This is a genomic window from Serratia sp. 201, assembly GCF_037027545.1.
GTDB lineage: Bacteria > Pseudomonadota > Gammaproteobacteria > Enterobacterales > Enterobacteriaceae > Serratia > Serratia bockelmannii.
The window spans coordinates 62,016-83,034 of the sequence record NZ_JAXCHC010000007.1 but is presented as its reverse complement, the minus strand read 5'-3'; the positions used below and the strand labels follow the sequence as shown (position 1 = coordinate 83,034).

Sequence of the window (21,019 nt, the reverse complement as noted above, 5' to 3'; positions counted from 1 at the left end):
CTTGCCGTTACCCCCCAAATTGCGCTGCCTGCGGGCGGCGCTTTTTTTTGCCCCGCCCCGCCGGCGCCGCGCTGTGATAGACTTTGCCGATATTTTCTTCCCTTTCTCACAGACAGGTTTGCCATGAAACGTGAATTAGCCATCGAATTTTCCCGCGTTACCGAAGCCGCTGCGCTGGCGGGCTACAAATGGCTGGGACGCGGCGACAAGAACGCCGCCGACGGTGCGGCGGTCCACGCCATGCGCATCATGCTCAACAAAGTGGACATCGATGGGCGCATCGTGATCGGCGAAGGCGAGATCGACGAAGCGCCGATGCTGTATATCGGCGAACAGGTCGGCAGCGGCCAGGGCGACGCGGTCGACATCGCTGTTGATCCGATCGAAGGCACCCGCATGACCGCCATGGGCCAATCCAACGCGCTGGCGGTCTTGGCGGTGGGCGATCGCGGCACCTTCCTGCACGCGCCGGACATGTACATGGAGAAGCTGGTGGTCGGCCCGGCGGCGCGCGGCGCCATCGATCTCAATCTGCCGCTGGCGGAGAACCTGCGGAACGTCGCCGCGCGGCTGAGCAAACCGCTGTCACAGCTGACGGTCATCGTGTTGGCCAAACCGCGCCACGACGGCGTCATCGCGCAGATGCAGCAGCTGGGCGTGCGGGTATTCGCCATTCCTGACGGCGACGTGGCGGCCTCCATTCTCACCTGCATGCCGGAAAGCGAGGTCGATGTGATGTACGGCATCGGCGGCGCGCCGGAAGGGGTGATCTCAGCCGCAGTGATCCGCGCGCTGGACGGCGACATGCAGGCGCGTTTGCTGCCGCGCCATAAGGTGAAAGGCGACAGCGCCGAAAACCGCCGCATCGGCGAACAGGAGCTGGCGCGCTGCCGGGAAATGGGTATCGAAGCCGGTCAGGCGCTGCGTCTGGATCAGATGGCGCGCAACGACAACGTGATCTTCTCCGCCACCGGCATCACCAAGGGCGATCTGCTGGAGGGCATCAGCCGCCAGGGCAACATGGCCACAACCGAAACCCTGCTGATCCGCGGCAAGTCGCGCACCATCCGCCGCATCCGTTCAACCCACTATCTGGATCGCAAAGACCCGGCGCTGCACGAGTTTCTGCTGTAACGAAACAGGGCGCCGAATGGCGCCCTGATGATTGATGGCAAACCTCATGCCCTTGCCGGGTTGGCAGAGAGCAGCGAATAGAAAACAAGGAAAATCAATTTATTGATTTTCGGCTAATAACCACAAAGGGGAGAAAAACCACGCTTTTTCTCCCTTTTGTCAACGGTATGAGGGCGCCGAATGGCGCCCTGTCGTTATGCGGTGTGTCCCTGATGCTGCATCCGGTTGGACAGCGGCCACCAGCACAGCAGGATCAACAGCGCCATCGCGAACATCAGCAATCCGAGGCTGAACTGCCCGGTTTGCGGCAGCATGGCGGAAAGCCAGGTCGCCAGACCGGACCCCATGTTCTGCATACCGCCCACCAACGCGCCCGCCGCGCCGGCCAGGTAAGGGAACGGCTCCATCGCCCCGGTGGTCGCCAGCGGGAACAGCATGCCGGCGCCGAAGAAGAACAATGCAGCCGGCACGATCAGCGTCCAGATATTCATCACGCCGAACCAGCCCGGGATCCACATCATCGCTCCCGCCAATAGACAGCTCAGCACCGAATGCCACATCAGGGTGTGGAAGGTTTTGCCGTCGCGCCCGGCGTACCAGGCACCGAAAAACGCCGCCGGGATCGGCAGAATGAACAGGATGCTGACGGTCAGGCCGCTCAGCCCCAACACGCCACCCATCAACACGCCGCAGCTGGCTTCAAATACCGCAATCCCCGCCAGCGCGCCGATCAGCATCACCAGATAGCAACTGAAGGTGCTGTCGCTCAGCAGCTGGCGGAAACTGGCCAGCATGCGGCGTTTTTCAGTTTGCACCGGGCGGGTTTCCGGCAACCATCGGAACATCGCGAAGGCGACGCAGGCGCACAGCGCCAGCAGGAAGGCGTAACAGGCGCGCCAGCCGAACACCATTGCCAGCGCGCCGCCGATCACCGGCGCCAGCAGCGGACTGACCAAAATCCCCATGTTCAGCAGGCTGTTGGCATAGCGCAGCGCGGTGCCGGCATACAGATCGCGCGGCATGGTGCGCGCCATCACGCCCGCCACGCCGGTGCCCATCCCCTGGATGGCGCTGGCGGCGACCAGCATCGTCAGGTTGGTGGACAGCAACGCGCCCAGCGCGCCAACCAGGAAGATCATCATACCCGTCAGGATCACCGGACGACGCCCAATACGATCCGATATTGGCCCGTAAATCAGCTGGGAGAAACCGTAGGTTAGCAGATACGCCGCCATCACCCGTTGCACGGCGCCGGTACGAACCGACAGATCGTGGGCGATATCAGCAATCACGGGAACATAAATGGTTTGCGCCATCTGGCCGACGGCAACCAACAGGATAAGCATCACCAGCAGGTGAAAATTCTCTAGTTTTCTCATTATCTTCGTTAACGTTTCAACTCGTCACAGCGTCCCGGTATGGCCGTTGCAGCAGCCAGAACGGCGAGCAGCCCTCTATGGCGGCATAAACTAATCAAATCTGATTTTTTTAGCGAGTTTCAGGCAGATATTGATCCAGGTCACACTGGCAGCAAACCCGACCAGGCTCGTAAATTAAACTGTACGTCTAACGCTTTGGAGTTAAAAATAGCGCCCTTGCAGTAGCCGGGCTTTAGCATTTAATCGATAATTATTTTCATCAACTTGAAATAAAATAACACCATAGGGATTTGGTTCATGAAAACACCTGAGCTGATTTTATTGCAGTTAAAGGCTCTCGGCCCGCACTCGGCCAAAATGCTGGCGGAGCGTCTGGACATCACGCCGATGGGCATCCGACAACATCTGCAATCCCTGGAAAAACGTGAGTTGGTTTGTTACGAAGAAGCGCGCAGCAAGGTCGGCCGCCCGACGCGCTACTGGTCGCTGACCGAACGGGGGCACGCCTATGTGGCCGCCGATCAGGAGCGGCTGCGGGCATCCGCGCTGCAGCTGTTTGGCGGCGCCGGCGTGGAACCGTTGCTCAGCGCGCGCGAAGAGCAGCTTTATCTGCGTTACACCGAAGAGCTGTCCGCCGAACGCAGCCATCAGGACCGGTTAACCCGCCTAGTGCGTCTGCGGCAACACGACGGTTACATGGCAGAATTGCTCGACCATCCGCACGGTGCGCTACTGGTGGAAAACCACTGTCCGATCGGCGTGGCCGGTTCCAACTGCAGCAGCCTGTGCAATTCCGAACTGCAGCTGTTTCATCGCCTGTTCGGCAACAACTACCGGGTAGAGCGCACCGCGCACGCCATTTCCGGCTCACGACATTGTGCTTATTTGATTCGACCACGGGAGCTTTAGAGTATGGCTGAATGGGTAAACGGCAAAGTTACGCAGGTAAAACAATGGACCGACGGGCTGTTCAGCCTGGTGGTCAATGCCCCCATCGATCCTTTCACCGCCGGGCAATTCGCCAAACTGGCGCTGGAGATCGACGGCGAACGGGTGCAACGCGCCTACTCCTACGTCAATGCCCCCGACGACGCCAACCTGGAGTTCTATCTGGTGACGGTGCCGGAAGGCAAACTGAGCCCGCGCCTCAATCAGCTACGGCCGGGGTCGGATGTAATGGTGACCAAAGAAGCGGCCGGCTTCTTCGTGCTGGACGAAGTGCCCGATTGCGACACGCTGTGGATGCTGGCGACCGGCACCGCCATCGGCCCCTATTTATCGATTCTGCAGCAGGGCATCGGACTGGAGCGCTTTAACAACCTGGTGCTGGTGCACGCCGCGCGTTTCGCGCGCGACCTGAGCTACCTGCCGCTGATGCAGCAACTGCAGCAACGCTACAACGGCAAGCTGCGCATCCAGACCGTCGTCAGCCGCGAAGAAACGCCCGGCTCACTGACCGGCCGCGTGCCGGCGCTGATCGAGGACGGCCGGCTGGAAGCGGCGACCGGCTTGACCATCGACGCCGAAACCAGCCACGTGATGCTGTGCGGCAACCCGCAAATGGTGCGGGACACCCAGCAAACGCTGAAAGACCACCGCCAAATGCGCAAACACCTGCGCCGCAAACCGGGCCACATCACCAGCGAGCACTACTGGTAACCCGGCGAGGGTCAGCGGAACTTCACCGGTTCGGCTTCCGGGCCGAACCGATTGCTCCCCGGCGTGCCGACGAAGGCACCCAGATCGATCATCATCATCACGATAATCAGCGTCGGAATGAAACGTCCGACGCCCCATTGCCAGATCGGCGCCAGCATCTGCCAGTTCCCTGCCGCCAGCATCCACGCCAGGATCAGCAGCAGCGCCCACCAGCCGGCCTTGTTGCGATCGTGCAGGCGTTTGACCAGCACCGCCGCCGTCGGCCACAGCAGCGCCACGATAAAGAAGGCGATGGATTGGATGGCGATCAGCTGATAATTGGCCAGCGTAAACGCCGCCGCCATCAGCACCAACCACAGCCCCATCCAGATCCAGAAGTCGCGCCGCCCGATGCGACCCTTAAAAGAAAAACACCACTGTTGTAACGTCATCGATTCCTGCGCTCTAAGCCTGCCCATATTCTGCGCCGCAGTGTAACATAGGCGCTGCCGGGCCGAGTTTTCCGCCTCGCATAACGCGGTGCGCCGCACAGCTTTCTCGTCAGCGAACCGATAATGGCGTGGGATCTTTGACAAGGCCCGCGAGTTATCGCTTTAATCGGAGCCATCTTTGTCCTTGATGCCATACGCCATGCTGAGAAAAACCCTCGTCATCGCCTGCCTGTTGCAGGCCGCCGCCAGCGCCTGGGCCGATCCGCCGCCCGCCGATGCAGCACCCGCCGCACCTTACCTGCTGGCCGGGGCGCCGACGTTCGATCTGACGGTGGTCAAATTCCGCGAAAAATACAATCGCGACAACCCGAAGCTGCCGATTGGCGAATTCCGCGCCATTCCGGCCACCGAAGACGATTCGCCGCTGCTGACGCGCGCCGCCAGTAAACTCAACGAAAACCTGTATGCCTCCACCGCGCTGGAGAAAGGCACCGGTAAAATCAAAACGTTGCAGATCACTCATCTGCCGCTGCAGCAGGCCAATGAAGAAAAAGCCGCGCGCGCCATCGCCATCAACTACATGGCGGCGCTGATGCGCCAGTTCGAACCGGCGTTGACGGTGGAGCAGAGCCAGAACAAGGTGAACAGCCTGCTGGAAAAAGGCAAAGGATCGCGCTTTTACCAACAGCAGGTCGGCGCCATTCGTTATGTCGTCTCGGACAACGGCGATAAAGGCGTAACCTTCGCGGTTGAACCGATTAAGCTAGCGCTTTCCGAGCCGTAACGGCGCGGCATTTAATGACGAAAAGCAAAGCCTTCGCGCTTAATGATCTCTATACTGTTGGGCAGGTAAACTGCCGGTCCGGCAGTTGTCATTTCGACTCTCGCGTTCCCTAGTTGGAGGAAAAAACATGCGTCATCCATTAGTTATGGGTAACTGGAAGCTTAACGGCAGCACTCACATGGTCAACGAACTGATCGCCGGTCTGCGCAATGAGCTGAGCAGCGTTGACGGCTGTGGCGTCGCCATCGCCCCGCCGGTGATGTATCTGGATCAGGCCAAGCACGCGCTGGCCGGCAGCCGCATCGCGCTGGGCGCGCAGAACGTGGACGTTAACCTGTCCGGCGCCTTCACCGGTGAAGTTTCCGCCAACATGCTGAAAGACGTCGGTGCCCAGTACATCATCATCGGCCACTCCGAGCGTCGTACCTACCACAAAGAAAGCGACGAAGTGATCGCCGAGAAATTCGCCGTGCTGAAAGAAGCCGGCCTGATCCCGGTACTGTGCATCGGTGAAACCGAAGCGGAAAACGCCGCGGGCAAAACTGAAGAAGTGTGCGCGCGCCAGATCGACGCCGTGCTGAAAACCCTGGGCGCACCGGCGATGAAAGGCACCGTGATCGCCTATGAGCCGGTCTGGGCCATCGGTACCGGCAAATCCGCGACCCCTGCACAGGCACAGGCCGTGCACAAATTTATCCGCGATCACATCGCCAAACACGATGCCGCGGTTGCCGCTGAAATCATCATCCAGTACGGCGGTTCGGTGAACGACAAGAACGCCGCAGAGCTGTTCTCCCAGCCGGATATCGACGGCGCGCTGGTGGGCGGCGCCTCGCTGAAAGCCGACGCTTTCGCCGTGATCGTCAAAGCCGCTGCCGCAGCAAAAAAAGCCTGATTGCCCTAGGCTTGCCATAAAAAAACCCCGGCTTGCCGGGGTTTTTTATTGCCGCTCAAACGGCATCAGCGTTTGCTTATTTCGTCGAACACGCCGCCGGTAGCGAAGTGCACCTTCTGCGCTTCGGTCCAGCCGCCGAAAGTGTCATCCACGGTGAACAACTTCAGCTGCGGGAACTGCCCGGCGAACTTGGCCGCCACCGCCGCATCGCGCGGGCGATAATAGTTCTGCGCCGCAATAGTCTGCCCTTCCGGTGAATACAGATACTTCAGGTAGGCGGTCGCCACGTCGCGGGTACCACGTTTATCGACGACCTTATCCACCACCGACACCGTCGGTTCGGCCAGGATCGATTCGCTCGGCGTAATAATCTCGAACTTGTCTTTGCCCAGCTCTTTCTCCGCCAGCAGCGCTTCGTTTTCCCAGGCGATCAGCACGTCGCCGATGCCGCGCTCAACGAAGGTGTTGGTCGAGCCGCGCGCGCCGGAATCCAGCACTTCGACGTTCTTGTACAGGTTTTTGACGAAGTCCTGCGCCTTGGCCTTATCGTTGTTGTTGTGGTGCAACGCGTAGCCCCAGGCGGCCAGGTAGTTCCAGCGGGCGCCGCCGGAGGTTTTCGGGTTCGGGGTGATCACCGACACGCCCGGCTTAATCAAGTCAGGCCAGTCATGAATTTGCTTCGGGTTGCCTTTGCGCACCAGGAAGACGATGGTCGACGTGTAAGGCGCCGAGTTGTCCGGCAAGCGTTTGATCCAGTCTTTCTCAATGCGCCCGCGTTCGGCGATGGCGTCGACGTCATAGGCCAGCGCCAGCGTCACCACGTCGGCCTCGATGCCGTTGATCACCGAGGTCGCCTGTTTACCGGAACCACCGTGCGACTGGCGCACCGTCACCTTGTCGCCGGTTTCCGCCTGATAGTGCTTGCTGAATGCCGTGTTGTAAGCCTGATAGAACTCACGCGTCGGATCGTATGACACGTTCAGCAACTGAATATCCTTCGCCATGGCGCCGGACGCCAACAGCACCAATGTCAGACCTACACCCCATTTACGCATCGACAGGCTCTCCCAGAAAATTAACGCAACCTCAATCGGTTGATTTAGCATCAGAGCCTGCCAGAAACTTTCCCGGCAATTAAAGAATAAAAATTTTTGGGATAGATGATTCTGGAATATGTCGCCGACAAGCATAAAAAAGCCCCCGCAAGCGGAGGCTTTCGGCGCGCGGAGAGCGGCGAATCAGTACAGCTTTTTCGCCGTTTCCAGCCAGTCGCCCTTGAACGGACGCTTCATGTTTTCGATCGCGTCGATGATGTCGTGATGCACCATTTTTTCGTTCTGGATACCGACGCAGCGGCCGCCGTAACCCTGCAGCAGCAGTTCGATGGCGTAGGCGCCCATGCGCGAGGCCAGGATGCGGTCGTAGGCGACCGGTGAACCACCGCGTTGAATGTGGCCCAGCACGGTGGCGCGGGTTTCACGCTTGGTTTCCTGCTCGATGTGGCGCGCCAGCTCATCGATGTCGCAGATGTGCTCGGTGATCGCCACGATGGCGTGTTTTTTACCCTTGGCGATACCGGCCTTGATTTCGCACACCAGATCTTCGCGATTGAATTCGATTTCAGGCAGCACGATGAATTCGCAACCGCCGGCAATCGCCGCCGCCAGCGTCAGATCGCCGCAGTAACGGCCCATCACTTCCACGATGGAGATACGCTGGTGCGACGAGGAGGTATCGCGCAGGCGGTCGATCGCTTCCACCACGGTTTCCAGCGCGGTGAAGTAACCAATGGTGTAGTCGGTACCGGCAACGTCGTTATCGATGGTGCCCGGCAGACCGATGCATGGGAAGCCTTCTTCCGTCAGGCGTTTGGCGCCCATGTAGGAACCGTCGCCGCCGATCACCACCAGCGCGTCGATGCCGCGATTCTTCAGGTTTTCAATCGCCTTGGCGCGCACGTTTTCATCCCTGAACTCCGGGAAGCGGGCCGAGCCGAGGAAGGTGCCGCCGCGGTTGATCATGTCGGACACGCTATAGCGGTCCAGCTGCTCCATGCGATCTTCGTACAAGCCAAGGTAGCCATCGTAAATACCAAAAACTTCCAGACCTTCTGAAAGCGCAGAACGCACAACGCCGCGGATTGCAGCGTTCATACCCGGCGAATCACCGCCGCTCGTCAGTACACCGATTTTCTTGATCATGACTACCTCTGAACTGTGTAGATGCAATTTCTTAAGAATTCTGTCTCCGCCGATCGTCTTGAAACCTCTCCGGCTGCAGAAAACCAGCTTTACGGCTTATTGCTGGATATTATATCAAAAACACCCAGCTGAATTGATTCAAGTCACGCAATATAACGGTAAAAACACCGCATGGCACGCTGAGCTAACTCAGATATTCATGATAATACTTCGGGCTATGCCTCTATCTGATTATAGCTCCCAATGCCCCTGCCTACCCGGCGGCACCACGGAGCACGGATCCAGGTGAATGATGACGTCCGCCCCCGCAAAACGGTGTCGCAACGCCTGTTCCACCTGATCGGCCAACCGATGCGCCTCACGCAGCGGCAGCGTGTCTTCCATCTCCAGATGCAGCTGGATGAAACGCGTCGGCCCCGACTGACGCGTGCGCAGATCGTGCGCGCCTTTCACCCCGGGCCAGGAGGAAACCACCTCGATAATCGCCTGGCGTTCGTCATCCGGCAACGCCCGATCCAGTAGCGACTGCACCGCTTCGTAGCCCATGCGCAGCGCGCTATAGAGGATGTATACGCCGATGCCCAGCGCGAACAGCGCATCTGCCCGGTGGAAGCCGTACCAGCTTAGCCCAAGAGCGATAAGAATAGCACCATTCATCATGACATCTGACTGATAATGCAGCATATCTGCGCGCACCGCCTGGCTACGGGTTTTTCTGACCACCCAACGTTGATAGGTGACCAGAATCAGGGTGCTGATTAACGCGATCACCGTCACGACGACCCCAACGCCAGGATCGCGCAGCGTTTGCGGCGCATACAGGTGCTGGAAGCCGGTGAGGAACAGAAACAGGGCGGAGCCGGAAATAAACATGCTTTGCGCCAGCGCCGCCAGCGACTCCGCTTTGCCGTGGCCGAAGGCGTGCTCAGCATCGGCCGGCTGCAGCGAATAGCGCACCACCAGAAGGTTGGTCAGCGAGGCGGCGATATCGACCAACGAATCCACCAGCGCCGCCAACAGGCTGACCGAACCGGTGTGGTACCAGGCGACGATTTTGATCAACAGCAGCGACGACGCCAACGCAGTTGCGGCCAACGCAGCGGACTTTACCAGGCGAGCATAACGCTGTTCCATTAAGGGATCCCGGTCAAAAGGTGTGGCGCTCAATATAGCGAAATGTCGGATAAAAAAAACCCCGCCATCATGGCGGGGAAGACAGGGATGGTGTCTATGGCAAGGAAAAACAGGGGACTACTCAGTCGTACTTCACTTCTGGGCAGAAGCTTGCTGCAAACCAGAAATTTGTTGCTCCATCTGCTGCATACGCTGCTGATGTTTCTGGTCTAAAACACTTTTTTGCTCTGGCGTCAGCAGGTTATACATTTGGTTGCGCACCCGGGCCATTTCGACCTGGCGCTTGACCTGCTGTTGGGCCATCTTCTCCGCCTGGGCGTACACGGCGGCTTCGTCAAATTTCTCTGCGGTCACCAGTTTATGCATGGCTTCCATTTCAGCTACATTGACACCAGGCAGATCGTGCCGGGCCTGACGCATCAAATCGCGCATTTGCTGACGCTGCTGTTCGCTGAGGCTGACACCGTCGAACATATGGTGCTGGCCGGGTATTCGGGTCATCGCGTCGTTGCCGGGAGGTTGGGCTGTGTCCGGTATAGTGTCGGCAGCGAAGGCAGCGGTCGAACCAATTGCCAGCAGTGATGCCATAACTAATGCGGTCACCTTACGCATTTCAACTCCTCAAGCTTTCTCACTTTGCGAATCAACGAGGAGCAGTGTACCGCTACACCTGAAAACCTGCGTCAGTGCATGTAAAACTACGTAAAGTCATGGAATGGCAACAGTTGATGACGTATTTTGCGTCTGGAGGTAAATCATAATGAACAAGATTCTGTTAGTTGACGACGACCGCGAGTTGACCTCGCTGTTAAAAGAACTGCTTGAAATGGAAGGTTTTAATATCGTCGTCGCGCACGATGGCGAGCAGGCGTTGTCGCTGCTGGACAGCTCCATCGATCTGCTGCTGCTCGACATCATGATGCCGAAGAAAAACGGCATCGATACGCTGAAAGAACTGCGCCAACATCACCAGACACCGGTCATCATGCTGACCGCGCGCGGCAGCGAACTGGACCGCGTGCTGGGCCTGGAGCTGGGCGCCGATGATTACCTGCCGAAACCCTTCAACGATCGCGAGCTAGTCGCGCGCATTCGCGCCATTCTGCGCCGTTCCAACTGGAGCGAACAGCAGCAGCAGGTCGACAGCGGCGCCCCGACGCTGGATGTCGATGGCCTGCAGCTGAATCCCGGCCGCCAGGAGGCCAGCTTCGACGGCCAGGTGCTGGATCTGACCGGCACCGAGTTCACCCTGCTTTACCTGCTGGCGCAACACCTCGGGCAGGTGGTATCGCGCGAACTGCTGAGCCAGGAAGTGCTGGGCAAACGCCTGACTCCGTTCGATCGCGCTATCGACATGCACATCTCCAACCTGCGGCGTAAGCTGCCGGATCGCAAAGACGGGCATCCGTGGTTCAAAACCCTGCGCGGGCGTGGTTATTTGATGGTATCTGCAACATGATCAACAGTTTGACGGCACGCATCTTCGCCATTTTCTGGTTTACGTTAGCCCTGGTGCTAATGCTGGTGCTGATGGTGCCCAAGCTCGACTCCCGCCAAATGACCTCGCTGCTCGACAGCGAGCAGCGGCAGGGGTTGATGCTGGAACAGCACGTCGAGGCCGAGTTGCAAAACGATCCGGCCAACGATCTGATGTGGTGGCGCCGCCTGTTCCGCGCCATCGACAAATGGGCGCCGCCGGGCCAACGCCTGTTGCTGGTCACCAGCGAAGGCCGGGTGATCGGCGCGCAGCGCAACGAAATGCAGATCGTCCGCAACTTCATCGGCCAATCCGATAATTCGGATCATCCCAAGAAGAAAAAGTACGGCCGCGTCGAGCTGGTCGGGCCGTTCGCGGTGCGCGACGGCGAAGACAACTACCAGCTGTACCTGATCCGTCCCGCCAACAGCCCGCAATCCGATTTCATCAACCTGATGTTCGACCGGCCGCTGCTGCTGCTGATCGTCACCATGCTGATCAGCGCCCCGCTGCTGCTGTGGCTGGCCTGGAGCCTGGCGAAACCGGCACGCAAGCTGAAGAACGCCGCCGATGACGTGGCGCGCGGCAACCTGAAGCAGCATCCGGAACTGGAGGCCGGCCCGCAGGAGTTCCTGGCCACCGGCGCCAGCTTCAACCAGATGGTCAGCGCGCTGGAACGCATGATGAACGCTCAGCAACGGCTGATCTCGGACATCTCGCACGAGCTGCGCACGCCGCTGACGCGCCTGCAGCTGGCCACCGCGCTGATGCGCCGCCGCCACGGCGAAGGGCACGAACTGGCGCGCATCGAAACCGAAGCGCAGCGGCTGGATTCGATGATCAACGATCTGCTGGCGCTGTCGCGCGGGCAGCAAAAGGGCGAGCTGGCGCGCGAGCAGTTGAAGGCCAACGAACTGTGGGCCGACGTGCTGGACAACGCCCGTTTCGAAGCGGAACAGATGGGCAAGCAGTTGGAGATCGCTGCGCCGCCAGGTCCGTGGACGCTGTTCGGCAACGCGAGCGCGCTGGACAGCGCGTTGGAAAACATCGTGCGCAACGCCCTGCGGTATTCACACACCCGCATTGCCGTGGCGTTCAGCGCCGACAATCAGGGCGTGACCATCCAGGTTGACGACGACGGCCCCGGCGTCAGCGCCGAAGACCGCGAGCAGATCTTCCGTCCGTTCTACCGCACCGATGAAGCGCGCGACCGTGAGTCCGGCGGCACCGGCCTCGGCCTGGCGATCGTCGAGGCGGCGGTCAACCAGCATCGCGGCTGGGTGAAGGCCGAAGACAGCCCGCTTGGCGGCCTGCGGCTGGTGCTGTGGCTGCCGCTGCATCATCAACGCCTATCGTCTAAGACAGAACAGTAAGAGTTTGCTATCCTGCGCCCCTCGTTCACGAGGGGCCTGCAACATGCTGAACATCGTTTTATTTGAACCCGAAATTCCACCCAATACCGGCAATATCATCCGCCTGTGCGCCAATACCGGCTTTAATCTGCATCTGATCGAACCGCTGGGTTTTCCGTGGGACGACAAACGCCTGCGCCGCGCCGGGCTGGATTACCATGAGTTCACCCGCGTCCACCGTCATGCCGACTACGCCGCTTTTCTCGCCGCCGAAAACCCGCAGCGGCTGTTTGCCCTCACCACCAAGGGCACGCCGGCGCACAGCGCCGTCAGCTACCAGGCCGGCGACTACCTGCTGTTCGGTCCGGAAACGCGTGGATTGCCTGCCGACATCCTCGATGCGCTGCCCGCGCAGCAAAAAATCCGCATCCCAATGCAGGCGCAAAGCCGCAGCATGAACCTGTCGAATGCCGTATCGGTGGTGGTGTATGAAGCCTGGCGGCAGTTGGACTATGCCGGCGCGCTGATCAAAGCGTAATCCGTGACAACGCGCCATACTGGAAGGGTTAACCTCTCCAGATACGGCACATGGCTTTCATCGCAGATATTGTTACCCAGCTTCGCCGGCTCGAATCGGCGCTGAACGAGGCGCTGTTGCGGCTGCAACAGGCGCAAGACACCGAGGCGCTACACGACTTGCGCGTCTGCCTGCGCCGCATTCGCAGCCTGCTGCGTCCGTTGCGCGGCTGCCCCGGCGCAACGCGGCTCGATCGGGCCGCCGCCGAGTTGGGCAAGCTCACGACGCCTCTGCGCGATCTCGAGGTGCTGATCATCGAATTGGCGCACCATCGCCTCGATTGGCAGGCCAACGTGCGCCAAAGCGATTTTCAGGCCCGCTGCCGCCAACTGCTCGCCAACCCGCTGCTCATCAGCTTCCCTTCGCTATTGCACGCCTGGCCGCACCGCTTTCGCCGCATCGCGCAGCGCCTCGCCAAACACCGTGTGAATCGACGCCTGCAGCGCCAGCAGCGGCAATTACGCCGGGCGTTGGCTGATACCGGCTACGATCGCCACCGTCTGCGGCTGCTGGTCAAACGCCTGCGCTACGCGGCCGAAGCCTACCCGCAACGCCTCCCCCTCTCTCCCGCCGCAATGGCGGGCCTGAAAGCGGTGCAAAACGCCCTCGGCGATTGGCACGACCGGGAGGTCTGGTGCCTGCAGGCAGAACATCAGGAGGATCTCTGGCCCTTGTTGCCCCGATGGCAAGCAGAGCAACACCAGGCGCTGGCCAGAGCGGACGTCTTGCTCGTTGCCTTATCACCCGCACTGGTGGCGAAAACCGGCGGCGCATCACGATCCTGAAAAAAGGCCGCAGCAGGGCACGCCCGGCCCCGAAAATGCCCGATGAGGCGCAGATAATGCGCTATGTTTTGTAAGGGTAATCACCACTCATCATAGGAAACCACATGAAAAAACAACGCTTGAGCGTTGCCATGGCCGTTCTGGCAGCGGGCCTGTTGCTGGCGGGCTGTTCGTCCAAAGTCACCCAAACGTCGCAATATTCGGGCTTCTTGTCCGATTACAGCAAACTGCAGGAAACCACCTCGCCAAGCGGTCATAAAACGCTGCGCTGGGTAGATCCGAGCTACAAGGAATCCAACTATCGCGGTATCTATTTCCAACCGGTGGTCTATTTCCCGGCGGAGAAACCCACGGCGCGCGTCAGCCAGGACACGCTGAACAAGATTAAGGCCTACGCGACCCAGCGAATCAAAACCGCGCTGCAGAACCGCTTTACCATTCTGCCAAGCCCGACGGGCTCGCGCGTTCTGGTGGCCAAACTCGCCATCACCGCCGTTTCGGCCGAAAACGAAGACATGAAGTTCTATGAAGTGGTGCCGGTCGCTGCAGTGGTTGCCAGCACCATGGCGGCTACCGGGCACCGGACGCAAAATACCGCGCTGTATATTGAAGGCGAGTTGATCGACCAGGATACCGGTAAAACGGTGATGGAAGTGGTACGCAAGGCCTACGGTAAAACCGTCAACAACGACAGCACGCCGGTCACGGCGGATGACGTCAAGGCGGCGATCGACGACATCGTTACCGATATCACCCAGTTCCCGAAACAGGGCTGACCGCCGCCTGAAAAACACAGGGGGAGCCAAAGCTCCCCCTGAATGGACCCGCAGGCACGGCTTAGATGCCGTCGCCGTACTCGAATCCGTGGTTGGTGCCGTTGAAGTATTGATCCATATCCATCGACGGCGTATCGCTCTCCGGGCGCCCGACGATACGCGCCGGTACGCCGGCGGCGGTGGTGTGCGGCGGCACCGCCTGCAAAACCACCGAGCCCGCGCCAATCTTGGCGCCCTTGCCCACTTCGATATTGCCGAGAATTTTGGCGCCGGCGCCAATCATCACCCCTTCGCGAATTTTCGGGTGACGGTCGCCGCTGGTTTTACCGGTACCGCCCAGGGTGACCGACTGCAGAATAGAAACGTTGTTTTCCACCACCGCCGTTTCACCGATCACGATGCCGGTAGCGTGGTCAAGCATGATGCCGCAGCCGATGGTCGCCGCCGGGTGGATGTCCACGCCGAAGGCGACGGAAATTTGATTTTGCAGGTAGATAGCCAGCGCTTGCCGCCCTTGCTGCCACAGCCAATGGCCGATGCGGTAAGCCTGCAGCGCATGGAACCCTTTGAGGTAAAGCAGCGGCGTGGAGTATTTATCGACCGCCGGGTCGCGCAGCCGCACCGCGAGGATATCGCGCGCCGCCGAAACGATCATCTGATTGTCGGACTTGTAGGCCTCTTCCACCACCTCGCGCACCGCGATGGCGGGCATGATCGGCGTCGCCAGCTTGTTGGCCAGCATATAGCTGAGCGCGCTGCCCAGATTCTCGTGCTTGAGCAACGTCGCATGGAAAAAGCTGGCCAGCATCGGTTCACAATCAGCCAGTGCTCGCGCTTCTGATTTAATGCTGTTCCAGACCTGTTCCAACTCTTCTGACGACATCACATACCCCTTTGCCTTGCCAAACGGGCCGCTTCACACGGTAGCGCGGAGCGGCCCAGGTCATTTGCGGGGTCAGCATTCCGCTGCCCCGACATATCGTTTTATGTCACGCGCTGGGTTTTTCGTCCTTTCGGGCTCGCCCCAGCAGGCTCAGCGCCGCTTCGCGGGCGTCTTTATGGCAGTAAAGCACCTGATAAATCTGTTCGGTGATCGGCATTTCCACGCCGTGCCGCTGCGCCAGCGCCAACACCTCTTTGGTATTACGATAGCCCTCGACCACCTGACCGATGCTGTCCTGCGCTTCCTGCACGCCTTTACCTTGCCCCAGCATAATGCCGAAGCGGCGGTTGCGCGATTGGTTGTCCGTGCAGGTTAGCACCAGATCCCCCAGCCCCGCCATGCCCATGAACGTCGAAGGATCGGCGCCCAGCGCAGAACCCAGACGGCTCATTTCCGCCAGCCCGCGCGTAATCAACGCGGTGCGGGCGTTGGCGCCGAAACCGATGCCGTCGGACATGCCAGCGCCGATGGCGATCACATTCTTCACCGCGCCGCCAAGCTGCACGCCGATAAAGTCGGGATTGCTGTAGACGCGGAAGCTCTTGCCGCAGTGCAACAGCTGTTGCAGATCGTCGGCGAACTGCGCATCGGTCGCCGCAAGCGCGATCGCCGTCGGCAGACCGGCGGCCAGCTCTTTGGCGAACGTCGGCCCGGAGAGCACCGCCAGCGGGATCGCCTCGCCCAACGCCTCACGCGCCACGTCCTGCAGCAATCGCCCGGTTTCCGCTTCCAACCCCTTGGTGGCCCACACGATGCGGGCGTCCGGGCGCAGATGCGGCTTCAGTTGACGCAGCACGTCGCCAAACACGTGGCTTGGCACCACCACCAGCACGTCGCGGCTGGCCGCCAGCGCACGCGCCAAATCGGCCTCAAGCAGCAGGGTATCGGGGAAAGGAACGTCGGGCAGAAACGCCTGATTGCAGCGATCTTGCTGCAACGTTTGAATTTGCGCGGGGTTGTGCCCCCACAGCACCACGGCATGGCCGTTACGCGCCAGCGTAATGGCCAATGCGGTGCCGTACGAGCCGGCACCGATAACAGTCATTGAAGCATTGACGGTGTTCATCAGGCATCCTGATGTGGTGCGGCACCTTCGCCTTCCGCCTGCTGCTGCAGATAGTTCATGAACAGCGCGTCAAAGTTGACCGGTGCCAGGTTCAGCTGCGGGAATGTACCGCGGGAAACCAGGCTGGTGATGCACTCGCGCGCATACGGGAACAGGATGTTCGGGCAGTATGCACCCAGGCAATGCGCCAGCTGCGTGCCTTCGATACCTGCTACCGAGAAGATGCCCGCCTGTTGCACTTCGCACAGGAACGCGGTCTCTTCGCCCAGGCTCGCCGTCACGGTTACGCGCAGTACCACTTCATACACTTCGTCAGCCAGCTGGCTGGACGCGGTATCCAGATCAAGTTTAACTTCCGGCTGCCATTCCTGCTGGAAAACCTGCGGCGCGTTCGGCGCTTCGAAGGAGATATCCTTGGTATAGATACGTTGGATCTGGAAAGCCATTTCGGTGCTGTTTTGTTCTGACATGTGAGTAATACCCTTGGTTAAACGTCCTTATTGACACTCGGTGAGCCGGCAAGCTGCTTAAAGCAGCGGATCCAGGCCGCCGCGAGCATCGAGTTCATATAAATCATCACAGCCGCCGATATGCCGGCCATCGATGAAAATCTGCGGCACGGTAGTGCGCCCGCTGCGCTCGATCATCACTTCGCGCTTGGCGCTATCGCCGTCGATGGCGATCTCGTTAAACGCCGCGCCCTTGCTGTTCAACAGCGCCTTGGCGCGATGGCAGAACGGACAGGTCGCTTTGGTGTAGATATCAATGTTAGCCATGGATTGCCACCTCAAATAGGTTAAACGGTTACTTACCGCGCACCAGCGGCAGGTTTTCTCCGCTCCAGCCGGCGATGCCGTCTTTCAGCATCGTCACCTTTTCAAAACCGGCCTTGCTCAGGTTCTCCGCCGGCTCGCGGGAGGCGGTGCCGTTGGCGCACACGACGATGATCGGCTGCGCTTTGTGTTTTTCCAGCTCGCCCAGGCTGCCGCTTTTGATTTCGCTGGCGGTCAGGTTGATGGCGCTGGCCAGGTGACCACGGCGGAAATCGTCGCGGCTGCGGGTGTCGACCACCACGGCTTCTTCTTTGTTGATCAGGCGGATAGCTTCACCGCGAGCGATCTCTTTGACCTTGGAGAAACGGCTTTTGAAGGTCATGACGATCACGGCGACCAGCAGAGCGATCCAAGCCAGGCTCAGAATCGGGTGTCTGCTTACGAATGGCATAATTTCTTGCAGCATGGGGTGTAACAACTCCCGTCAGTTAAGGGATAAATAAGTCAAGGTTCCAGAGTATACCTGCCGAGTGCGGCAAATACAGCCAATAAGCAAGCGCGATTGTAGAAACTGCGGGCTGCGCTGAGAAATTCCCGAGGTCAGAGCATAAAAGCCCGCGCGATTCGCCGCAACCTTGATCTCTTTGGGCTATTTCTCGCCGGCGGCGATGTAAAATCAGCCGGTTTTTCGAGGGCGAACAGCCATGCTTGCGGCGGGCGCATGGCTATTCGCAGCTTAAAAAGTTCATAAGAGGTCAATGCAATGTCGAGCAACAAAAAACCGATGGTACTGGTGATCCTGGACGGTTACGGCCACCGTGAGGAGCGGCAGGACAACGCGATCCTGAACGCCGGCACCCCGGTGATGGACCGTCTGTGGCGGGAGCAGCCGCATACGCTGATCGCCGCCTCCGGGCTAGATGTCGGCCTGCCCGACGGCCAAATGGGCAACTCCGAAGTCGGCCACGTCAACCTGGGCGCCGGGCGCATCGTCTACCAGGATCTGACCCGGCTGGACAAAGCGATCGCCGACGGCGACTTCTTCGCCAACCCGGTGCTGACCGCCGCGGTCGATAAAGCCGTAGCGGCCGGCAAGGCGGTGCATATCATGGGCCTGCTGTCGCCGGGCGGCGTGCACAGCCACGACGAGCACATTCTGGCCATGATCAAGCTGGCCGCCCAACGCGGCGCCAAAGCCGTTTATCTGCATGCCTTCCTCGACGGGCGCGACACGCCGCCGCGCAGCGCCGAAGCCCCGCTGCAACGCTGCCGCGACGCCTTCGCCACGCTGGGCGTTGGGCGCATCGCCTCGCTGATCGGCCGCTACTACGCGATGGACCGCGACAACCGCTGGGATCGCGTGCAGCTGGCCTATGACCTGCTGACCGCGGCCAAAGGCGACTACGTGGCCGACGATGCGATCGCCGGCCTGCAGGCCGCCTACCAGCGCGGTGAAAACGACGAGTTCGTCAAACCGACCGTCATTCGCGCCGCCGGTGAGGCCGATGCCGCGATGCAGGACGGCGATGCGTTGATCTTCATGAACTTCCGCGCCGACCGCGCGCGCCAGATCACCCGCGCTTTCGTGAACGCGGATTTCGACGGTTTCCCGCGCGCCAAGCGGGTGCAGTTCGGCGATTTCGTGATGCTGACCGAGTACGCCGCCGACATCGCGACCGCCTGCGCCTATCCGCCGGCGTCGCTGGCCAACACCTTCGGCGAATGGCTGATGAAGCACGACAAAACCCAGCTGCGCATCTCGGAAACCGAAAAATACGCCCACGTCACCTTCTTCTATAACGGCGGCGTGGAAGCGCCGTTCAAAGGGGAAGACCGCGTGCTGGTCAATTCGCCGAAGGTCGCCACCTACGATCTGCAGCCGGAGATGAGCGCCGCCGAGCTGACCGACAAACTGCTGAGCGCCATCCGCAGCGGCAAATACGACGCCATTATCTGCAACTACCCGAACGGCGACATGGTGGGGCATACCGGCGTGTATGAAGCAGCGGTCAAAGCGGTGGAGACGCTGGATGCCTGCATCGCCCAGGTGGTTGACGCGGTGCGCGACGTCGACGGCCAACTGCTGATCACCGCCGATCACGGCAATGCCGAGCAGATGCGCGATCCGGCCACCGGCCAGGCGCATACCGCCCACACCAGCCTGCCGGTACCGCTGATTTACGTCGGCAAACCGGCACGGGCGGTCGAAGGCGGCAAGCTTTCGGACATCGCGCCCACCCTGTTAACGCTGATGGGAATGGAAATCCCGCAAGAGATGACTGGTAAGCCGCTGTTCATCGTGGAATAATCCTTCTCCATGAGGGAGAAGGCGTTTTTTGCACTATCAAGGGTAACCCGAAGCGCAAACGCAGGCAGCCGGCCGCTGCCTGAACGCACCGCGCCAAGGACGTTCACCGCCATGTGCGCCAGCGTATTTTGCGCTGGCGTCTTGCTGTTGCCGCTCGCCGGCCAGGCGGCGGAAGACAATAAATCCCAGCTGAAAGACATCCAGCAGAGCATCGCCGAGAAAGAAAAAGCGGTGAAGCAGCAGCAGCAGCAGCGCAGCTCGCTGCAGGATCAGCTGCGTCAGCAGGAAAAAACCATCGCCCAGGCCAGCCGCCAGTTGCGCGACACCCAGGGCACGCTCACCCAGTTGAGCAAGGATATTTCCGGCCTGAACGCCTCGATAGCCAAACTGCAAAAGCAGCAATCGACCCAACAAAACCTCCTCGCCAAACAGCTCGACGCCGCCTTCCGGCAAGGGCAGCACAGCGCCGTGCAACTGATCCTCAGCGGTGAAGAAAGCCAGCGCAGCGAACGTATTCTGGCCTATTTCGGCTATCTGAACGAAGCGCGCCAGAAAACCATCGAAGAGCTGAAACAGACCCGCGCCGAGCTGGCGAAGCAAAAAACCACGCTGGTGGCCAAACAGGGCCAGCAAAAATCCTTACTGAGCGAACAACAAACACAGCAGCAGAAGCTGGAGCAGGCGCGCGGCGCCCGCAAGAAAACGCTGACCGCGCTGGAAGCCTCGCTGGAAAAAGACCAACAACGCCTGGTGGAACTGCGCCAAAACGAAGCCCGCATGCGCGACAAGATCGCCCGGGCGGAGCGCGAAGCCCGTGCGCGCGCCGAACGCGAAGCGCGTGAAGCGGCCAAAGTGCGCGAACAGGTGCGCATCAAGGAACAGCAGGCGAAGAAAACCGGCACCACCTACAAACCTAGCGAAGCCGATCGCTCGCTGATGGCGCGCACCGGCGGTCTCGGTCGTCCGGCCGGCCAGCTGATGTGGCCGGTACGCGGCCGCACGCTGCACGGCTTTGGCGAACAGCAGCAGGGCGAACTACGCTGGAAAGGCATGGTGATTGAGGCCCGCGAAGGTAGCGAAGTGAAAGCCGTCGCCGATGGCCGCGTGCTGCTGGCCGACTGGCTGCAAGGCTATGGCCTGATGGTGGTGGTCGAACACGGTAAAGGCGACATGAGCGTGTACGGCTACAACCAAAGCGCGTTGGTCAACGTCGGGGCGCAGGTGCGCGCCGGCCAGCCGATCGCGCTGGTCGGCACCAGCGGCGGCCAGGGAACGCCGTCGCTCTATTTCGAAATCCGTCGTCAGGGACAGGCGGTTAACCCACTGCCGTGGTTGGGAAGATAGA

The 21,019-nt window shown here is 60.2% G+C and carries 23 protein-coding genes; 12 read left to right on the top strand and 11 right to left on the bottom strand.

Annotation, left to right across the window (positions count from 1 at the left end; translation table 11 throughout):
- Positions 1 to 123 precede the first annotated feature (123 nt).
- Positions 124 to 1,134, top strand: coding sequence for a class II fructose-bisphosphatase (glpX, locus tag WA302_RS24600; RefSeq protein ID WP_025304665.1), 1,011 nt, complete (start codon positions 124 to 126; stop codon positions 1,132 to 1,134).
- A gap of 194 nt (positions 1,135 to 1,328) precedes the next feature.
- Here the strand turns inward: glpX and emrD are convergent, their stop codons facing one another.
- Positions 1,329 to 2,513, bottom strand: a complete 1,185-nt coding sequence (gene emrD / locus WA302_RS24595) for a multidrug efflux MFS transporter EmrD (protein ID WP_025304666.1) — start codon at positions 2,511 to 2,513, stop codon at positions 1,329 to 1,331.
- A 297-nt stretch (positions 2,514 to 2,810) separates the two neighbouring features.
- Between emrD and WA302_RS24590 the strand changes: the two genes are divergently transcribed.
- Together WA302_RS24590 and fpr are read left to right on the top strand one after the other, a co-directional pair.
- On the top strand, positions 2,811 to 3,422 hold the full coding sequence (locus WA302_RS24590) for a helix-turn-helix transcriptional regulator (RefSeq protein ID WP_043140982.1): 612 nt from the start codon (positions 2,811 to 2,813) through the stop codon (positions 3,420 to 3,422).
- A gap of 3 nt (positions 3,423 to 3,425) precedes the next feature.
- A complete protein-coding gene (gene fpr / locus WA302_RS24585; protein WP_043140987.1) occupies positions 3,426 to 4,172 on the top strand; it encodes a ferredoxin--NADP(+) reductase in 747 nt (248 codons plus the stop codon).
- Positions 4,173 to 4,183: 11 nt separating this feature from the next.
- On the opposite strand, the gene WA302_RS24580 is transcribed toward fpr, so the two are convergent.
- Complete coding sequence (locus WA302_RS24580) at positions 4,184 to 4,603, bottom strand: DUF805 domain-containing protein (protein ID WP_043140990.1); 420 nt, start codon at positions 4,601 to 4,603, stop codon at positions 4,184 to 4,186.
- A gap of 199 nt (positions 4,604 to 4,802) precedes the next feature.
- On the opposite strand from WA302_RS24580, the gene WA302_RS24575 reads away from it, so the two are divergent.
- Both WA302_RS24575 and tpiA read left to right on the top strand, forming a co-directional pair.
- Positions 4,803 to 5,387, top strand: coding sequence for a DUF1454 family protein (locus WA302_RS24575; protein WP_043140996.1), 585 nt, complete (start codon positions 4,803 to 4,805; stop codon positions 5,385 to 5,387).
- 127 nt (positions 5,388 to 5,514) lie between these two features.
- Positions 5,515 to 6,282: a triose-phosphate isomerase gene (gene tpiA, locus WA302_RS24570; RefSeq protein WP_004931113.1), complete on the top strand. Its 768-nt coding sequence runs from the start codon at positions 5,515 to 5,517 to the stop codon at positions 6,280 to 6,282.
- A 65-nt stretch (positions 6,283 to 6,347) separates the two neighbouring features.
- Here the strand turns inward: tpiA and WA302_RS24565 are convergent, their stop codons facing one another.
- The 4 genes from WA302_RS24565 to cpxP form a co-directional block, all read right to left on the bottom strand.
- On the bottom strand, positions 6,348 to 7,337 hold the full coding sequence (locus WA302_RS24565; protein WP_043140999.1) for a sulfate ABC transporter substrate-binding protein: 990 nt from the start codon (positions 7,335 to 7,337) through the stop codon (positions 6,348 to 6,350).
- 183 nt (positions 7,338 to 7,520) lie between these two features.
- Complete coding sequence (pfkA, locus tag WA302_RS24560) at positions 7,521 to 8,483, bottom strand: 6-phosphofructokinase (protein ID WP_004931116.1); 963 nt, start codon at positions 8,481 to 8,483, stop codon at positions 7,521 to 7,523.
- Between the two features lie 231 nt (positions 8,484 to 8,714).
- Positions 8,715 to 9,617 carry a CDF family cation-efflux transporter FieF gene (gene fieF, locus WA302_RS24555; protein WP_141999164.1) on the bottom strand — a complete coding sequence of 301 codons (903 nt, stop codon included), beginning with the start codon at positions 9,615 to 9,617 and terminating at the stop codon, positions 8,715 to 8,717.
- Positions 9,618 to 9,749: 132 nt separating this feature from the next.
- Positions 9,750 to 10,229: a cell-envelope stress modulator CpxP gene (gene cpxP / locus WA302_RS24550; protein WP_004931122.1), complete on the bottom strand. Its 480-nt coding sequence runs from the start codon at positions 10,227 to 10,229 to the stop codon at positions 9,750 to 9,752.
- 148 nt (positions 10,230 to 10,377) lie between these two features.
- On the opposite strand from cpxP, the gene cpxR reads away from it, so the two are divergent.
- The 5 genes from cpxR to WA302_RS24525 all read left to right on the top strand — a co-directional run bounded on the left by cpxR (position 10,378) and on the right by WA302_RS24525 (position 14,584).
- Positions 10,378 to 11,076: an envelope stress response regulator transcription factor CpxR gene (gene cpxR, locus WA302_RS24545; protein ID WP_025304671.1), complete on the top strand. Its 699-nt coding sequence runs from the start codon at positions 10,378 to 10,380 to the stop codon at positions 11,074 to 11,076.
- Complete coding sequence (cpxA, locus tag WA302_RS24540) at positions 11,073 to 12,467, top strand: envelope stress sensor histidine kinase CpxA (protein WP_015379421.1); 1,395 nt, start codon at positions 11,073 to 11,075, stop codon at positions 12,465 to 12,467. Before cpxR ends, cpxA begins: the two co-directional genes overlap by 4 nt.
- 43 nt (positions 12,468 to 12,510) lie before the next feature.
- Positions 12,511 to 12,984, top strand: a complete 474-nt coding sequence (gene trmL / locus WA302_RS24535) for a tRNA (uridine(34)/cytosine(34)/5-carboxymethylaminomethyluridine(34)-2'-O)-methyltransferase TrmL (protein WP_025304673.1) — start codon at positions 12,511 to 12,513, stop codon at positions 12,982 to 12,984.
- A gap of 50 nt (positions 12,985 to 13,034) precedes the next feature.
- Positions 13,035 to 13,808 carry a CHAD domain-containing protein gene (locus WA302_RS24530; protein WP_025304674.1) on the top strand — a complete coding sequence of 258 codons (774 nt, stop codon included), beginning with the start codon at positions 13,035 to 13,037 and terminating at the stop codon, positions 13,806 to 13,808.
- A 104-nt stretch (positions 13,809 to 13,912) separates the two neighbouring features.
- Positions 13,913 to 14,584 (top strand): DUF3313 domain-containing protein, encoded by a 672-nt coding sequence (locus WA302_RS24525; RefSeq protein ID WP_025304675.1) that lies wholly within the window; start codon positions 13,913 to 13,915, stop codon positions 14,582 to 14,584.
- Between the two features lie 61 nt (positions 14,585 to 14,645).
- Here the strand turns inward: WA302_RS24525 and cysE are convergent, their stop codons facing one another.
- The 5 genes from cysE to WA302_RS24500 all read right to left on the bottom strand — a co-directional run bounded on the left by cysE (position 14,646) and on the right by WA302_RS24500 (position 17,832).
- Positions 14,646 to 15,467: a serine O-acetyltransferase gene (gene cysE, locus WA302_RS24520; RefSeq protein ID WP_025304676.1), complete on the bottom strand. Its 822-nt coding sequence runs from the start codon at positions 15,465 to 15,467 to the stop codon at positions 14,646 to 14,648.
- Between the two features lie 106 nt (positions 15,468 to 15,573).
- Positions 15,574 to 16,593 carry an NAD(P)H-dependent glycerol-3-phosphate dehydrogenase gene (gpsA, locus tag WA302_RS24515; RefSeq protein WP_060448503.1) on the bottom strand — a complete coding sequence of 340 codons (1,020 nt, stop codon included), beginning with the start codon at positions 16,591 to 16,593 and terminating at the stop codon, positions 15,574 to 15,576.
- Entirely contained in the window at positions 16,593 to 17,063 is a 471-nt protein-coding gene (gene secB, locus WA302_RS24510; RefSeq protein ID WP_025304678.1) for a protein-export chaperone SecB, read from the bottom strand. The genes gpsA and secB overlap by 1 nt, the downstream gene beginning before the upstream one ends.
- A gap of 57 nt (positions 17,064 to 17,120) precedes the next feature.
- Entirely contained in the window at positions 17,121 to 17,369 is a 249-nt protein-coding gene (gene grxC, locus WA302_RS24505) for a glutaredoxin 3 (protein ID WP_019452217.1), read from the bottom strand.
- A gap of 28 nt (positions 17,370 to 17,397) precedes the next feature.
- The gene (locus tag WA302_RS24500; RefSeq protein ID WP_016929700.1) at positions 17,398 to 17,832 is read right to left on the bottom strand and encodes a rhodanese-like domain-containing protein; all 435 of its coding nucleotides are present in this window, start codon (positions 17,830 to 17,832) and stop codon (positions 17,398 to 17,400) included.
- A 297-nt stretch (positions 17,833 to 18,129) separates the two neighbouring features.
- On the opposite strand from WA302_RS24500, the gene gpmM reads away from it, so the two are divergent.
- Both gpmM and envC read left to right on the top strand, forming a co-directional pair.
- Complete coding sequence (gene gpmM, locus WA302_RS24495) at positions 18,130 to 19,674, top strand: 2,3-bisphosphoglycerate-independent phosphoglycerate mutase (RefSeq protein WP_089181448.1); 1,545 nt, start codon at positions 18,130 to 18,132, stop codon at positions 19,672 to 19,674.
- Positions 19,675 to 19,683: 9 nt separating this feature from the next.
- Positions 19,684 to 21,018, top strand: a complete 1,335-nt coding sequence (envC, locus tag WA302_RS24490) for a murein hydrolase activator EnvC (RefSeq protein WP_025304680.1) — start codon at positions 19,684 to 19,686, stop codon at positions 21,016 to 21,018.
- Position 21,019 lies beyond the last annotated feature (1 nt).